Origin of the sequence: Paenirhodobacter ferrireducens, assembly GCF_004022265.1 — a bacterium.
In the GTDB taxonomy this organism is placed as follows: domain Bacteria; phylum Pseudomonadota; class Alphaproteobacteria; order Rhodobacterales; family Rhodobacteraceae; genus Rhodobacter; species Rhodobacter ferrireducens.
The window spans coordinates 81,385-95,436 of record NZ_SAVB01000004.1 but is presented as its reverse complement, the minus strand read 5'-3'; the positions used below and the strand labels follow the sequence as shown (position 1 = coordinate 95,436).

Annotated in this window: 15 protein-coding genes; 6 read left to right on the top strand and 9 right to left on the bottom strand. The window is 70.1% G+C overall.

The features are described from left to right. Positions 1 to 136: 136 nt before the first annotated feature. The 3 genes from EOW65_RS04240 to ubiA all read right to left on the bottom strand — a co-directional run bounded on the left by EOW65_RS04240 (position 137) and on the right by ubiA (position 3,850). On the bottom strand, positions 137 to 469 hold the full coding sequence (locus EOW65_RS04240) for a hypothetical protein (protein WP_128147752.1): 333 nt from the start codon (positions 467 to 469) through the stop codon (positions 137 to 139). A 17-nt stretch (positions 470 to 486) separates the two neighbouring features. Further along, the gene (locus tag EOW65_RS04235) at positions 487 to 2,838 is read right to left on the bottom strand and encodes an OmpA family protein (protein WP_128147751.1); all 2,352 of its coding nucleotides are present in this window, start codon (positions 2,836 to 2,838) and stop codon (positions 487 to 489) included. Between the two features lie 61 nt (positions 2,839 to 2,899). Beyond that, positions 2,900 to 3,850, bottom strand: a complete 951-nt coding sequence (gene ubiA, locus EOW65_RS04230; protein ID WP_240664493.1) for a 4-hydroxybenzoate octaprenyltransferase — start codon at positions 3,848 to 3,850, stop codon at positions 2,900 to 2,902. Positions 3,851 to 3,880: 30 nt separating this feature from the next. Here ubiA and EOW65_RS04225 point away from each other — a divergent pair, with 30 nt between their 5' ends. The 3 genes from EOW65_RS04225 to EOW65_RS04215 are packed head-to-tail and all read left to right on the top strand — an operon-like array spanning position 3,881 to position 6,544. Beyond that, the gene (locus EOW65_RS04225; protein ID WP_128147749.1) at positions 3,881 to 4,606 is read left to right on the top strand and encodes a 16S rRNA (uracil(1498)-N(3))-methyltransferase; all 726 of its coding nucleotides are present in this window, start codon (positions 3,881 to 3,883) and stop codon (positions 4,604 to 4,606) included. Continuing rightward, positions 4,603 to 5,127, top strand: coding sequence for a hypothetical protein (locus EOW65_RS04220; RefSeq protein WP_128147748.1), 525 nt, complete (start codon positions 4,603 to 4,605; stop codon positions 5,125 to 5,127). The genes EOW65_RS04225 and EOW65_RS04220 overlap by 4 nt, the downstream gene beginning before the upstream one ends. A gap of 46 nt (positions 5,128 to 5,173) precedes the next feature. After that, positions 5,174 to 6,544 (top strand): glutamate--cysteine ligase, encoded by a 1,371-nt coding sequence (locus tag EOW65_RS04215; protein WP_128147747.1) that lies wholly within the window; start codon positions 5,174 to 5,176, stop codon positions 6,542 to 6,544. Between the two features lie 151 nt (positions 6,545 to 6,695). On the opposite strand, the gene EOW65_RS04210 is transcribed toward EOW65_RS04215, so the two are convergent. The 6 genes from EOW65_RS04210 to EOW65_RS04185 are packed head-to-tail and all read right to left on the bottom strand — an operon-like array spanning position 6,696 to position 11,095. Next, complete coding sequence (locus EOW65_RS04210) at positions 6,696 to 7,121, bottom strand: DUF805 domain-containing protein (protein WP_128147746.1); 426 nt, start codon at positions 7,119 to 7,121, stop codon at positions 6,696 to 6,698. Positions 7,122 to 7,170: 49 nt separating this feature from the next. After that, a complete protein-coding gene (gene plsY / locus EOW65_RS04205) occupies positions 7,171 to 7,779 on the bottom strand; it encodes a glycerol-3-phosphate 1-O-acyltransferase PlsY (protein ID WP_128147745.1) in 609 nt (202 codons plus the stop codon). A gap of 20 nt (positions 7,780 to 7,799) precedes the next feature. After that, the gene (gene pyrC, locus EOW65_RS04200) at positions 7,800 to 9,077 is read right to left on the bottom strand and encodes a dihydroorotase (RefSeq protein WP_128147744.1); all 1,278 of its coding nucleotides are present in this window, start codon (positions 9,075 to 9,077) and stop codon (positions 7,800 to 7,802) included. Next, positions 9,074 to 9,655, bottom strand: coding sequence for a hypothetical protein (locus EOW65_RS04195; RefSeq protein ID WP_128147743.1), 582 nt, complete (start codon positions 9,653 to 9,655; stop codon positions 9,074 to 9,076). The genes pyrC and EOW65_RS04195 overlap by 4 nt, the downstream gene beginning before the upstream one ends. Next, complete coding sequence (locus EOW65_RS04190) at positions 9,652 to 10,137, bottom strand: hypothetical protein (protein ID WP_128147742.1); 486 nt, start codon at positions 10,135 to 10,137, stop codon at positions 9,652 to 9,654. Before EOW65_RS04190 ends, EOW65_RS04195 begins: the two co-directional genes overlap by 4 nt. Further along, positions 10,130 to 11,095: an aspartate carbamoyltransferase catalytic subunit gene (locus EOW65_RS04185; RefSeq protein WP_121533472.1), complete on the bottom strand. Its 966-nt coding sequence runs from the start codon at positions 11,093 to 11,095 to the stop codon at positions 10,130 to 10,132. The genes EOW65_RS04190 and EOW65_RS04185 overlap by 8 nt, the downstream gene beginning before the upstream one ends. A 164-nt stretch (positions 11,096 to 11,259) precedes the next feature. Here EOW65_RS04185 and EOW65_RS04180 point away from each other — a divergent pair, with 164 nt between their 5' ends. The 3 genes from EOW65_RS04180 (at position 11,260) to EOW65_RS04170 (ending at position 14,004) form a co-directional block, all read left to right on the top strand. Then, a complete protein-coding gene (locus EOW65_RS04180) occupies positions 11,260 to 11,613 on the top strand; it encodes a hypothetical protein (protein ID WP_128147741.1) in 354 nt (117 codons plus the stop codon). Positions 11,614 to 11,622: 9 nt separating this feature from the next. Next, the gene (locus EOW65_RS04175; protein WP_128147740.1) at positions 11,623 to 12,438 is read left to right on the top strand and encodes a uracil-DNA glycosylase; all 816 of its coding nucleotides are present in this window, start codon (positions 11,623 to 11,625) and stop codon (positions 12,436 to 12,438) included. Between the two features lie 114 nt (positions 12,439 to 12,552). Then, positions 12,553 to 14,004: an efflux RND transporter periplasmic adaptor subunit gene (locus EOW65_RS04170; protein ID WP_128147739.1), complete on the top strand. Its 1,452-nt coding sequence runs from the start codon at positions 12,553 to 12,555 to the stop codon at positions 14,002 to 14,004. Positions 14,005 to 14,052 lie beyond the last annotated feature (48 nt).

Below are 14,052 nucleotides of genomic sequence, written 5' to 3'. Positions count from 1 at the left end.
GCTGCCCCCATCTTCGTTCCGAAGACTCCCCCGGAGTATTTCCGCAAGGAAAAGCAGTGGTTTTTCGGCTTTTTCTTGGGGAAAATACTCCCGGGGGTGAACTTGCCGCAGGCAAGGAGGGGGCGGGAGCCCCCTTTCACTCGATCCGCTTCTGCATCCGCTCGATATGGTCGCGCAGCTCCTCGGCCTCGCGTCGCGCGTCGCGCAGCCCGTCCATCGCGGCGCGCAGCTCGGCCTCGGTCTGGCTGAGGTGGTTCGTCAGCTCGGCCTCGCGGCTTTCGGCATAGGCGACGGCGCGGTCGCGGGTTTCCTCGGCCTCGTGCAGCGCCTGCGCCATCTGTTCGAGCTCGCCCATATCGGCCCGGCTTACCCGGGTGAGGCGGTGGATCAGCCAGGAAGCGAACCAGCCGAGGAAGAAGAAGACGAGCAGGATCAGCGCCGTCGCGAAGATGAATTCGGGTCTGTTCATGGCGGTCTCTCGCGTCCTCAGTTCTGGTCGGTCTTCAGCCCCTTGGGGCGGGGTTTCGGCGTGCCGGGCGAATCCTTGGCCGGGGCGACCGGAATCTCGATCGTCGGGTCCTGGGCGGCGGCGACACCGGGCGGCAGCGCGGGCGTCGCCGTGCTCTCGGCAGCCGGTTCGGCCTGAACCGCCGGGGCGGTCTCGGCCGGGGGCACGGCCGGCGGCGTGGCTCCGGTTGCCGCTTCCGGCGCAGTGGCTTCGGCAGGCTTGGCGGTATCCGGGGTCGGCGCCGGGGCCGTCTCGGACGGCGGCAGGGCCTCGGGCGGAGGATTCTCGCCCACGCCGGCGAGCGGCTCGCCCGTCGCATCCTCCATCGGCCCCTCGTTCCCGGAGAAATCCGGCGCGTCGAGCGGAGAGAAGTCGGGCGCCATGTCCTCGGCCGGGACCTCGGTGGCGGTGTCGGGTGCGGCCGCCGCGGCATCGGGAGCGATCTGCGCCGCGTGTTCCTCGGGCGCAGTGACGGGGGCCGCCTCGGTCGCGGGCAGCGGTGCGCCCTCGGTCTCGACCGGGGCCGCGTCGAGCAGCACGAATTCGATGCGGCGGTTCGCCTCGCGCCCCTCCTCGGTGCCGTTGTCGGCAATCGGCTGGCTCTCGCCATAGCCTTTCGCCACCAGATTCTCGGTCAGCACCCGGCGGTCGCGCAGCGCATGCAGCACGGCGAGCGCGCGATCCTGGCTGAGCTGCTGGTTCATCTCCTCGCGGCCCTGGCTGTCGGTGTGGCCGGCGATTTCCATGCGGAAATCCTGGCAATCCTTCATCGCCTTTGCCAGCGCCTCGATCGGCTTCTCGCCCGCGGCCGCGATCACCGCCGAGCCGGGCTCGAAGCTGATCTTCTGCTCGGTCAGAACGGCGTTCAGTCGCCGCACGCATTCGGGCCCGTCGGGTAGGCCCAGCACCGGATCGAGCCGGCGGTCATAGCGCACGTCGAGCGCGATCCGCGCGCCCTCGCCAAGGCGCTGTGTCAAAACCCGCGAGATCGTGTCCGAGGCCTGAGCGTCACCGGTCACGCCCTTGACCGTCACAAGGTCAGGGGTGACGGTGACGCTGCCCTGGGCGAGGCTGTCGAGCGCCTCGAGGGCGGCGAGGGTACGCACCGGCCAGCCCTGCGGCAGCTCGCCGTCGATGCGGGTCGCGCCATAGACCGATTTCGCACCGAACCGGGCGCGGGCGAAGCTTTCGACCGCCTCGCGGCCAAGCGCGTTCGTCACCCGGCCGCGCAGCTCGACCTTGCCATCCTCGCCGAGAAGCGCCGAGAATTCGGGCCTGGCGCCGCCCTTTTCGGCCTTCTTCTGCAGCTCGGCCTTGAGCGAGAACACCTCGGGCAGGTTCGATTCGAGCTCGCCCACGACCTTGTCGAAGACAGCGGGGTCTGCGCCGTCATTGGCCGAAAGCGCGATGTCGCCATCCGAGAAGGTGATCGTGCCGGCGCCGATCTCCTTCAGCGCATTGATCCCCATCACCACCGCATCGGCCCATTGCGGCGAGGGCGTGCCCATGCCGACGGTGCAGCCCAGCGTGCCGGTCGCGCCGGCCGCGCGCGCGGCGGCAAGGATGCGGTCGCGTGCCCGCGTGGTGTCGGCCGAGCAGGCGTCGAAGCGCGGGCCGGCCGTGTCGATCAGGAAGCGCAGGGTGAATGGGGTGATCACCGGCCGCGGCGCCGAGATGTCCGAGGTCAGTTTCAGCTCGACCGGGCGGCGGCGGGCGAGGGTGGTCTCGATCCGCGCCTTCTCGGTCGGGCTGTCGGTGATCGCCTGCACCTCGACCCGGCCCGGATCGACCGAGATCTTCGCCCGCGGCAGGGTTTTCAGTGTCTCGACCGCGAAGTCGAGTGCCATCTGCCAGCCGGCGGGCACCGGATAGTCGGCGCGTTCAAGCATGTCGGTGACCGTGCCCCGATCGCCAAGCGCGGCCTGCAGCCCCTCGATCAGCGCCTTGCGGTCGGTGTCGGTGGGGACGAGGCCAATCAGCGAGATGCCGTCGTCGTTGCGCAGCATCTGCAGCGAGAACTGGGGCGGCGCAATGGCCGCGGTGCTTTCCACATCGGTGCTGTCGACGATGCGGGCGCTGTCGACCACGGTGCCGGCGATGGTGATGGCGCGGAAGCGCGCCGCTTCGGAGGGCGCGGTGCCGAGCAAGATCACCTGCAGCCCGTCCGCCTCGGTGCGCACCCAGCTGATGCCCGCGCTTTCAAGCGCGACGCGCACCGCCATGCGCGAGCGCTTCTCGATGATCGTGGCCGAGCCGCCGGCGACGAAGGCGGAGAGCACGAGCGCGGAAGCGACGGCGGCGGTGGTCAGGAGAGTGGTGCGCAAGCGCATGCAGTCAGGGCCTCCTCCGGTGTGTGGGCAATCTCTTACGGGGCAGGGCGGGGCGGATCAATCACACGATTGCGGCGACGGCGAGAAACAGCGCAGCAATCAGCCCGGTGTCGCGGGTGGCGCGGAACAGGCGCAGGCAGGTGTCGCCGTCGTCGATGTCGAGCTGGCGCAACAGCCACAGCATGTGCCAGCCCATCCCCCAGGGCGCGCAGAGCGCAAGCACGAGAACAAGCGGCGGCGCTCCGGCGGGCAGAAGCGCCGCCAGCACCGCGGCGGTCATCAGCGCCACCACCGCGACCAGAAAGCCCGAGAGCCATTTCACCGTGTCGGTGCCGAACAGCCGCGCCGTCGACTTCACCCCGATCAGCGCGTCGTCCTCCTTGTCCTGATGGGCATAGATTGTGTCATAGAACAGCGTCCAGATCAGGCCGGAGAGATAGAGCAGCACGGGCGCCAGGCTCAGGCTGCCGGCATGGGCGACCCAGCCGAGCAGCGCGCCCCAGTTGAAGGCGATGCCGAGAAAGGCCTGCGGCCACCAGGTGAAACGCTTGGCGAAGGGATAGATCGCCACCGGCACCAGCGCGACGATGCCGATCACGATCGACGCGCCGTTGAAGGTCAGCAGCAGCAGCGCCGAGACCGCGATCTGCGCCACCATGAAGGCGAGGGCCTGCTTCACCGTGACCTGTCCCGAGGGGATCGGCCGCGAGCGGGTGCGGGCGACCGAGCCGTCGAAATCGCGGTCGGTGATGTCGTTCCAGGTGCAGCCGGCGCCGCGCATCAGGAACGCGCCGGCGGTGCAGGCCAGCGCCCACCACAGGTCCGACAGCCGCGGGCCATCGGTGGCAGCGGCGAGTGCAATCCCCCACCAGCAGGGGATCAGCAGAAGCCAGGTGCCGATCGGCCGGTCGGCGCGCGCCAGCCGCAGATAGGGGCGCGTCACGGGCGGCGCCAGCCGGTCGACCCAGTTGCCCTGCACCGCATCCGCGACCGTGCCGTGAAGCTCTGGCATTTGTTCCGTGCCTCCCCTAGATTTCCGCGCATGGACCGCGCCAAGATCAGACTGTGTGTAGATCACCCGCTGGGGCCGGGGCAAGCCGTGCCCCTGACGCCCGAGCAGGCGCATTACCTGTTTTCGGTGATGCGCGAGGGACCGGGGGCGCGGGTGGCGCTCTTCAACGGCCGCGACGGCGAATGGACCGCCGAGGTCGTTGCCGCCGCGAAGAAGGGGGGCACGCTCACCTGCCTTGGCCAGGCGGCGCCACAGCTGGACCCGCCCGACCTGTGGCTGATCTTCGCGCCGATCAAGAAGGAGCGCACCGACTTCATCGTCGAGAAGGCGGCCGAGCTGGGCTGTGCGCGGATCGTGCCGGTCCAGACCGAATTCACCAATTCGCAGCGGATCCGGCAGGACCGGCTGCAGGCCCATGCGCTCGAGGCGGCCGAGCAATGCCTGGGCACCTTCGTGCCCGAGGTCACCGACCTCGTGCCGCTGCGCCGGCTGCTTGACGGCTGGGACCCGGCGCGGCGCATCCTGTGGGCGGACGAAAGCCTGGTCGGGCCGGCCGAGACGCTCGCGGGCCTCGCCCCCGGCCCCTGGGCGATCCTGATCGGCCCCGAGGGCGGGTTTTCCGAGCCCGAGCGGGCGCGGCTGCGCGCGCTGCCCTTCGTGACGCCGGTCTCGCTCGGCCCGCGCATCCTGCGCGCCGACACCGCCGCCTGCGCGGCGATCACCCTGTGGCAATCGGCGCTCGGAGACTGGCGGTGATCCGCCCCGAGCTGCGCGCGGCGCTGCAGCGCCACCGCGAGACCCTCGCGGCGGCGGGCGTCGCGGCACTCGGGCTCTGGATCGCGACGCGCGGCGGCTGGCTGCTGGGCCCGCTCGGGCTTGGCCTGTGCGCGCTGGCCCTGGTCTGGGCAGGAACGGCACTGCGCCGCACGCGCTTTGCCCGTGCGGTGACCGATCCGGGCCTTGTCGAGGTGGACGAGGGGCGGATCGGCTATTTCGGCGCCGGCAGCACGGTGCTGGGCGGCTATATCGCGCTTGCCGATCTGGCCGAGATCCGCCTGCTCACCCTGCGCGGCGCGCAGCACTGGCGGCTGAAGACGGGGGACGGGCAGGCGCTGCTGATCCCGGTCGCGGCGGCGGGTGCCCCGGCGCTCTACGATGCCTTTGCGGCGCTGCCCGGCATAGACATGGGCCGGCTTGCCGCCGCGCTCGATCGGCGCGAGGTCGCACAGAGCCTGTGGCACCGTCCTGCGCGGGCCTCCCTTGACTTGGCGCGCTGATAGCGCCACCTGTTGCGCTCGGTTTCCGCAAGAAGAAGGCGTCTGCATGTCCATTCCCCAGCAGGGCGGAGGCCCGATCGAACGGTTCGAGCAGCTCGCCGAATACATCGCCTCGGGCGAGAAGCCGCCCGCCGACTGGCGCATCGGCACCGAGCACGAGAAATTCGGCTATCTCGCCGACAGCCTGACGCCACTGCCCTACGAGGGGCCGCGCTCGATCAAAGCGATGCTCGAGGGGCTGCGCGACGGCTTCGGCTGGGAGCCGGTGCTTGAGCAGGGCAACATCATCGGCCTGACCCAGAACGGCGCCAATGTCAGCCTGGAACCGGGCGGGCAGCTGGAACTGTCGGGCGCGCCGCTCGAGACGATCCATGACACCTGCTCCGAGGTCGGCGAGCATCTGCGCGAAGTGCATGCGGTGGCCGACCGGATCGGGGCGAAGTTCATCGGCCTTGGCGCCGCGCCGGTCTGGCGCGGGGACGAGATGCCGATGATGCCGAAGGGCCGCTACCGGCTGATGACCGACTACATGGACAAGGTCGGTACCATGGGCAAGACGATGATGTACCGCACCTGCACGGTGCAGGTGAACCTCGACTTCGCCTCCGAGGCGGACATGGTGCAGAAGATGCGCGTGGCGCTGGCGCTGCAACCGGTGGCGACGGCGCTGTTCGCGAACTCGCCCTTCCTCGACGGCAAGCCCAATGGCTTCAAGTCGTGGCGCGGCAATGTCTGGCAGAACCTCGACCCAGCCCGCACCGGCATGCTGCCCTTCATGTTCGAGGAGGGCGCGGGCTATGAACGCTATGTCGATTACGTCCTCGATGTGCCGATGTATTTCGTCTACCGCGACGGGCAGTATATCAACGCGCTGGGCCAGTCCTTCCGCGACTTCCTCAAGGGCGAGCTGCCGGCGCTGCCGGGCGAGAAGCCGACGCTCTCCGACTGGGCCGACCATCTGACCACCGTCTTCCCCGAGGCACGGGTGAAGAAATACATCGAGATGCGCGGCGCCGATGGCGGGCCGTGGCGGCGGCTGTGCGCGCTGCCGGCGCTCTGGGTCGGGCTGATGTACGATCAGGGTGCGCTCGATGCCGCCTGGGATCTGGTGAAGGGCTGGGACGAGGCCACCCGCGAGGGCCTGCGCCGCGCCGCTGCCAAGGACGCGCTGCAGGGCGAGGCGGGAGGCGTGAAGCTTTATGCTCTCGCGCGCGAGGTGGTGTCGATCGCCAAGGCTGGTCTTGCCGCGCGGGCGCGTCCCTCGGCGAACGGGCTGATCCCGGACGAGACGCATTTCCTCAATGCGCTCGAGGAATCGATCGAGACCGGCAAGGTCCCGGCGGACGAGCTGCTCGATCGCTACAGGGGCGACTGGAACGGCAATCTGACCAAGATCTACGCCGATTACAGCTATTGAGACGGAAAGGAGGGGCGCTGCCCCTCCTGGCCTGCGGCCAGTTCACCCCGAGGTATTTGGGGCAAGATGAATTGGGGGCGTTTCATCTTGCCCCAAATACCTCGGGGGAAGGCTGCGGATGCAGCCGGGGGGCAGCGCCCCCCGCGACGGCTCAGCCCATCGGCACCGGCGGCGGTGTGTTGCCCGGCTGCGGCCCGAAGCGGTTGGTGCCGGGCTGCGAGGGCTGGACGAAGAAGAACAGCAGGATCAGCCCGCCGATGAGCGGGATGAAGGCGATCAGCAGCCACCAGCCCGACTTGTCGAGGTCATGCAGCCGCCGCACCCCGACCGCGATCATCGGCACCAGAAGTGCCAGGGTGAAGATCGTGCTCAGCGGGCCGCCATTGCTGACCCAGCTGGCATAGCCCGGGCCGTGCATGAAGCGGCCGGTGCCGAACAGCATCGAATCGACGATGCTCAGCACGATCTGGCCGAGAAAGGCGAAAAGAACGAACCACCAGTATTCCGAGCGCGCGGCGCGGCCGGAAAAGGTGGCGTATTTCGTCAATGACGTGCGAACGGCGGTCTGAAAATCCATCGGGGCCTCCTGGCTGATGCCTGCATCTGGCCAGCGAAGCGCGCCGGGATCAACCCTTCTTTCCGATCCGCGGCTCGCGCCCCTGGGCGAGGCGCTGGATATTGGCGCGGTGGCGCCAGAAGATCAGCACCGCCATCGCCGCGACGAGCAGCATCATCTCGCGGTGGCCGAGCGCGAGGGCGAGCGGCACCGCGGTCGCGGCCGCGACGAGGGCGGAGAGCGAGGAGATCCGGCTGAGCGCCGCGGTCACCAGCCAGACAGCGCAGGCGGCGAGGCCGACGGGCCAGGCGAGCGCGATCAGCGTGCCGAGGAAGGTCGCCACGCCCTTGCCGCCGCGAAAGCGCAGCCACACCGGGTAGAGATGGCCGACGAAAGCCGCGCCGCCCGCGATCTGCGCCGCGGTGTCGTCGAGGAAATAGCGCGCGAGCAGCACCGCCACCGCGCCCTTGCCCGAATCGAGCAGCAGCGTTGCCAGCGCCGCGCCCTTGTGCCCGGTGCGCAGCACGTTGGTCGCGCCGATATTGCCCGAGCCGATCGTGCGCAGGTCGCCCAGCCCCATCAGCCGGGTGACCACCACCCCGAAGGGAATGGCGCCGAGCAGATAGCCCAGCACCGCCACCCCGGTCAGCACCGCGGCCCCGTTCTCCATTCCAGGCATCACTGCTCTGCCTCGTTCTTTTATTTTTCGTTATGCGGATAAACCTGCACCCCGGCGACGAATGTGGCAAGAACTTTGCCTTCCATCCGGGTGCCGTCGAAGGGGGTATTCTTCGATTTCGAGTGCAGGGTAAAGCGGTCGAGGACGAACGGCGCGTCCGGATCGAAGAGAACGAGGTCGGCAGGCGCGCCTTCGGCCAGCCGGCCCTGCGCGAGGCCCAGCCGTTTCGCCGGGTTCAGCGCCATCGCGCGGAAGAGCTGCGGCAGGCTCAGTGCGCCGGCGTGGTAAAGCCGCAGCGCCGCGGGCAGCAGGGTCTCGAGCCCGACCGCACCCGAGGCCGCCTGCTCGAAGGGCAGGCGCTTGCTTTCCTCGTCGGCGGGCGTGTGCATCGAGCAGATCACGTCGATCAGCCCGTCGGCCACCGCCTGCACCGCGGCCAGCCGGTCCTCTTCTGAGCGCAGCGGCGGCGTCATCTTGAAGAAGGTGCGGTACTCGCCGACGTCGAATTCGTTCAGCGTCAGGTGATGGATCGACACGCCCGCGGTGACGTCGAGCCCCGCCGCCTTGGCGCGTGCAAGCGCCGGCAGCGATGCGGCCGAGGTGATCTGGTCGGCGTGATAGCGCACGCCGGTCATCTCGACGAGGGCGAGGTCGCGCTCGAGCCCGATCCGCTCGGCCATCGGGCTGACGCCGGGCAGGCCGCGCAGCGAGGCGAACTTGCCCGAGGTGACGGCGGCGCCGTGGCTCAGCCCCGGTTCCTGCGGGTGGCCCACCACCATCGCGCCAAGCGCGCGGGCATAGGTGAAGGCCCGGCTGAGCACCTTGGCGTCGGTGGTCACCGCCTCGGCATCGGTGAAGGCGACGGCTCCCGCGTCCATGAGAAAGCCGATCTCGGTCATCTCGCGGCCATCGCGGCCCTTGGTCAGCGCGGCCATGTGGCGGATGCGCACCGGGGCCTCGGCCGCGCGCCGGGTGGCGAATTCGAGCGATTCGGGGGTGTCGATCGCCGGCAGCGTGTCGGGGCGGGCGATCACCGTGGTGACGCCGCCGGCCGCCGCCGCGCGCCCGGCGGTGCGGAAGCTTTCCTTGTGACGCTCGCCCGGCTCGCCGATCTTCACGCCGAGATCGACGATGCCGGGCGCAAGGCACTTGCCGGCGCAGTCGATCACCTCGGCGCCCTCGGGCACGGCGATGTCGCCAAGCGCGACGATGCGGCCCGCTTCGATCAGCAGGTTGCCGGGGGTCTCGGTCAGGCGCTCCGGGTCGATCAGGCGGGCGTTCTGCAGGAACAGGGTCATGTCATTCCCCTCTGGATCTCGCGGACCAGCGACTGCACCGCCGCCGCGTCGTGAATGTGGAAGAAGCCGCGCATCAGCGGGCGCTCGGGCTCGTTGCGGTGCTGGGTCACGCCGACCGGGAAGGTGACCGAATTGCGGCCGAGCCCGACAGCGAGATGCGGCGTCAGCGGGTAGCGCTCGAGATGCGGCGCGGCGCCCGGGCGCAGCGTGGCAATGTAGATCGCCCGGTCGCTCAGCGCATAGCGGGTGTCGAGCAGCCGGCGGTTGCCGAAGCCGCTGCGCCGGGCGAGCTGCAGCGCCGAGAGTACGAAAAGCCCGATCCCGGCCACCGCCTGCGCGGCCGAGCCTCCGGCGCGCAGGGCGATGACGATCCCCGTGCCGGCGCCGCCCGCAAGCACCGCAAGGATCGCCGGCCCGCCTGCCGGGGTGAACAGCCGCGGATCGGGGGCGCCGTGCCAGCGCAGCGTCTCGCCCGGGGCCAGCAGCCCGCCCCAGAAGGCGGCGCCGTCGCGGCCCACCTGCGGCAGGGGGGTGTCTCCTCCGGTCGGGCCGGGGTCGGAGGCGGGCGTGTCGCTCACCGCTTCACCTTCGCGCGTTTCGTCCGCGCCGCCTCGATCGCGGCCATCACCGAAGCGCTGTCGGCGAGGTGTTTGATCAGGTGCTTGTCGCCGGCCTTGGTGACGATCTGCACATCGCCCATCAGCCGGCGCACGGTGGTGATCTCGAGCAGCATCACCTGCCGTCCCTGCGGCCCGACAAGGCGCCGGTCGGTCAGCTGCCAGCGCCGCGCGAAGGCCTCGGAGCGGAAGTAGAGCGCGCGCAGCGCCATGCCGGCGGCGATCGCCAGTGCGGCCACCGCGATCTGATCGGTGTGGCCCATCCACACGAGCGCCGCCGAGACCAGCACGATGCCGATGCCGGCCAGAACCGCCGTGTCATACCAATACCGCCGGGGATCGGCGCCGAACACCGCCGCGACCTTCTCGCCCGGATCGAGCGGCAGCTCGGAGGCCGGGCCGGGGCGATAGTCGTGGACGCTGTCGCGCTTGATCTCAGACATAGACATCCCCGACGGCGGCGCGGCCGCGCTCGGCGCGCAGGTTCTGCGCGAGCAGATCCATCACCGCCATGCGCACCGCGACGCCCATCTCGACCTGGTCCTGGATGACCGAGCGGGTGATGTCGTCGGCGATGGTGCCGTCGATCTCGACGCCGCGGTTCATCGGACCGGGGTGCATGACGATCGCGTCGGGTTTCGCGCAGGCCAGCTTTTCGGCATCGAGCCCGTAGCGGAAGAAATACTCGCGTTCCGAGGGGATGAAGCCGCCGTCCATACGTTCCTTCTGCAGGCGCAGCATCATCACCACATCGGCGCCCTCGAGCCCCTCGCGCATGTTCTCGAAGACCTCGCAGCCGAATTCCGAGATCCCCGAGGGCATCAGCGTCGGCGGCCCGATCAGCCGGATGCGGTTCTTCATCTTGCCGAGCAGGAACAGGTTCGAGCGCGCCACCCGGCTGTGCGAGACGTCGCCGCAGATCGCCACCGTCAGCCCCTCGATCCGGCCCTTGCTGCGGCGGATCGTCAGCGCGTCGAGCAACGCCTGCGTCGGGTGTTCGTGCTTGCCGTCGCCGGCGTTGATGACGGCGCAGTTCACCTTCTGCGACAGCAGCTCGACCGCGCCCGAACTGGCGTGGCGCACCACCAGCAGGTCGGGGTGCATCGCGTTCAGCGTCAGCGCGGTGTCGATCAGGGTCTCGCCCTTCTTCACCGACGAGGTCTGCATCGACATGTTCATCACGTCCGCGCCAAGCCGCTTGCCGGCCAGCTCGAAGCTCGACTGCGTGCGCGTCGAGTTCTCGAAGAACATGTTGATCTGCGTCATGCCGGCGAGCACGTCGGTGCGCTTCACCGTGCGGCGGTTCAGTTCGACGTAGCGGTCGGCGAGATCGAGGACGGTCCGGATCTCCTCCGGCGCCAGATGCTCGATGCCCAGAAGATGCCTTGCGCGGAATGACATGACTGCCTCCGAAGTTGTCCGGGGCCGCTTATGGCAAAAGGGGGGGCATCCGTCCAGCATGAAGCGGCCGGGGCCGGGGCGGAAAACGTCGCATCCTTGCCCCGGTTTTGCCATGGCGCCGGTGCAGGACAGGAGTCTGACGGACCGATTTCAGGAGAACTGCCATGCCGGACGTTCCGATCTCCGCCCAGGATCGGCGGTTGCGCCTGCGGCGCGAGGCCGAGGCGAGCCGGGCCGAGGCGCGCGCGCTTGCGGAAAGCTTCGACGACTCGACCGGGCTGAGCTGGTTCTGGGCGCTGCTCTTCGGTTCGCTTTATTACATCGTGCATGGGTTCTATGCCCGTGCGCTGGTGGTTCTGCTGCTCGATCTGGTGGGCATCGGCATTGTCGTGTCGCCCTTCCTGGCCTACCCGGCCTGGCGCAAGCGCGCCCTCGACCGGGCCGAGGTGATGCTCAGCATCGACCGGGGCCGGCATCCGATGGGACGGGTGCTTTACCCCGGCCGCGCCCCGGCATAGCTTGGCGGCATGACCGCCGGAGCCGATCTCGATTACAACGCCGCCCGCGCCGCGCTCGAATGGCTGATCGAGCTCGGGGTGGATTCGGCTGTGCTCGATGAGCCCGTCGATGCCTATGCGCTTCCGGAAACCCTGAATGCGCCGAAACCTGCGGCCCCCGCTGTCGCGCCGAAGGGGCCGGGAGCACGGCCCGTGCGTGTGGTCGAGGAGGGGCCCGATCCGGTCGTCGAGGCGCGCCGGGCCGCCGCCGCGGCCAACGACCTCGAGGCGCTGCGCGACGCGATCACCGCTTACGATCTGTGCGAGCTGAAGAAGGGCGCGAAGACCACGGTCTTTGCCGACGGCAATCCGAAGGCGCGGGTGATGATCATCGGCGAGGCGCCGGGCCGCGACGAGGACGTCCAGGGCAAGCCCTTCGTCGGCCGCGCCGGGCATCTGCTCGACAAGATGTTCGCCGCGATCGGGCTCTCCCGGACCAGCCCCGATGCCGGGGCGGCCTTCTACATCACCAACGTGCTGCCCTGGCGCCCGCCGGGCAACCGCGACCCGGAACCGGCCGAGATCGCGCAGATGCTGCCCTTCCTCGCCCGCCATGTCGAACTCGCCGATCCCGATCTGATCGTGCTGATGGGCAATGCCGCCTGCGCCGCGGCACTGAACAAGCGCGGCATCCTGCGGCTGCGCGGACACTGGGCCGAGGCCTTCGGCCGGCCTGCGCTGCCGATGACCCACCCGGCCTATCTGCTGCGCCAGCCCCATGCCAAGCGCGAGGCCTGGGCCGATCTGCTGGCCCTGCGGGCGCGGCTGAATGCGCTCGCGCCCTGACAAATGCGTGAACGGCGGCGGAAGCGGCGCCGTGCCGCGTAGGATGCGCGCTAGACTTTGCGTAAGGGCTGGGATCGGCCCCTTTCCCCTGCACCGACCGACAGGATACGGACGATGAAGTTTCTCACCCGCTCCCTGATGGGGCTGTTCCTCACCGCGCTGACGCTTGGGCTGCTCGCGGCGGGGGGCTATGCCGTCAAGGCCGCGATCGAGGCGCGCAACGCCGCGCCCGAGCGTCCGGCGCAGGCGCGCGAGCGGGTCTTTGCGGCGAATGTGGTGACGCTCGATTTCGGCACGCGGGTGCCGCGGCTCACGGCCTATGGCGAGATCCGCGCGGCGCGGCGGCTGGAACTTCGGGCGGCGGTGGCGGGTCGGATCCTGGACCTCTCGCCGAATTTCGTCGAGGGCGGCACGGTCTCGGCGGGCGAGCTTTTGGTGCAGCTCGATCCGGCCGAGGCGCAGGCGGCGCGCGACACTGCGGCCGCGGCGCGCGGCGAGGCGCAGGCGGCGCTGGCGCTGGCCGAGCGCACGGTGGCGATCGCCTCGGATGATCTGACGGCGGCCGGGCGGCAGGCGGAGCTGCGCCGCTCGGCGCTCGAGCGGCAACGCTCGATCGACGCGAAGGGCTTCGGCAAGGCGGCCGACACCGAGACCGCCGAGCTGGCCGTTTCGGCGGCCGATCAGGCGGTGCTGACCAAGCGCACGGCACTCTCGGCGGCCGAAGCCGGGCTCGATCAGGCGCGCAACACCCTGCGCCGCGCCGAGATCACGCTCGGCGAGGCCGAGCGCAAGCTGCGCGACACGGTGATCCGCGCGGGCTTTGCCGGCGATCTTGCCGGCATCACCGCGGTGAAGGGCCGGGTCGTCTCGATGAACGAGATGCTGGGCGAGCTGATCGACCCTGCCGCGCTCGAGGTCTCGTTCCGGGTCTCGACGGCGCAATTCGCCCGGCTGACCGATGCCACGGGCGCGCTGGTGCCGATGCGGGCCGAGGTGGCGCTGGATCTGCAGGGCCGCACGCTCGCCGCGCCGGCGACGCTGGTGCGGGCGGGGGCGGCGGTCGAGACCGGGCTGACCGGGCGGCTGCTGTTCGCGCGGCTCGACGTTCCCGCGGGCTTCAAGGCCGGCGATTTCGTCACCGTCACCCTCGACGAGCCGCCGCTCGAGGCGGTGGCCGAGGTGCCGGCGGCGGCGGTCGGCGCGGATGGCCGGGTTCTGCTTCTGGGGGCCGGCGATCGTCTGGCCGCGGTGCCGGTCGAGGTGCTGCACCGGCAGGGGGATGCGGTTCTGATCCGTGCCGCCGGGCTTGCCACCGGACAGGAGATCGTGGCCGAACGCACGCCGCTTCTGGGCGAGGGGCTGAAGCTGCGCCCGCTTCGGCCGGGCGCGGCGGCAGCGCCGGCGCTGGTGCCGCTCGATCCCGACCGCCGCGCGCGGCTGATTGCGCAGGTCGAGGCGAATGCACGCATGCCGTCGGAGGCGAAGGCGCGCCTTCTGGCGCAGCTGGCCGAGGAGGCGGTGCCGGCCGAGCTGATCGACCGGCTCGAAGCGCGGACCGGAGGCTGAGCCGGTGAGCGCGCGCCCCGAGGACACTCCCCACACCGCCACCGAGGC

Coding starts and splice junctions, on each gene's coding strand:
- EOW65_RS04240 (WP_128147752.1), bottom strand. CDS start 469: ATGAACAGACCCGAATTCATCTTCGCGACGGCGCTGATCCTGCTCGTC.
- EOW65_RS04235 (WP_128147751.1), bottom strand. CDS start 2,838: ATGCGCTTGCGCACCACTCTCCTGACCACCGCCGCCGTCGCTTCCGCG.
- ubiA (WP_240664493.1), bottom strand. CDS start 3,850: ATGCCAGAGCTTCACGGCACGGTCGCGGATGCGGTGCAGGGCAACTGG.
- EOW65_RS04225 (WP_128147749.1), top strand. CDS start 3,881: ATGGACCGCGCCAAGATCAGACTGTGTGTAGATCACCCGCTGGGGCCG.
- EOW65_RS04215 (WP_128147747.1), top strand. CDS start 5,174: ATGTCCATTCCCCAGCAGGGCGGAGGCCCGATCGAACGGTTCGAGCAG.
- EOW65_RS04210 (WP_128147746.1), bottom strand. CDS start 7,121: ATGGATTTTCAGACCGCCGTTCGCACGTCATTGACGAAATACGCCACC.
- plsY (WP_128147745.1), bottom strand. CDS start 7,779: ATGCCTGGAATGGAGAACGGGGCCGCGGTGCTGACCGGGGTGGCGGTG.
- pyrC (WP_128147744.1), bottom strand. CDS start 9,077: ATGACCCTGTTCCTGCAGAACGCCCGCCTGATCGACCCGGAGCGCCTG.
- EOW65_RS04190 (WP_128147742.1), bottom strand. CDS start 10,137: ATGTCTGAGATCAAGCGCGACAGCGTCCACGACTATCGCCCCGGCCCG.
- EOW65_RS04185 (WP_121533472.1), bottom strand. CDS start 11,095: ATGTCATTCCGCGCAAGGCATCTTCTGGGCATCGAGCATCTGGCGCCG.
- EOW65_RS04180 (WP_128147741.1), top strand. CDS start 11,260: ATGCCGGACGTTCCGATCTCCGCCCAGGATCGGCGGTTGCGCCTGCGG.
- EOW65_RS04175 (WP_128147740.1), top strand. CDS start 11,623: ATGACCGCCGGAGCCGATCTCGATTACAACGCCGCCCGCGCCGCGCTC.
- EOW65_RS04170 (WP_128147739.1), top strand. CDS start 12,553: ATGAAGTTTCTCACCCGCTCCCTGATGGGGCTGTTCCTCACCGCGCTG.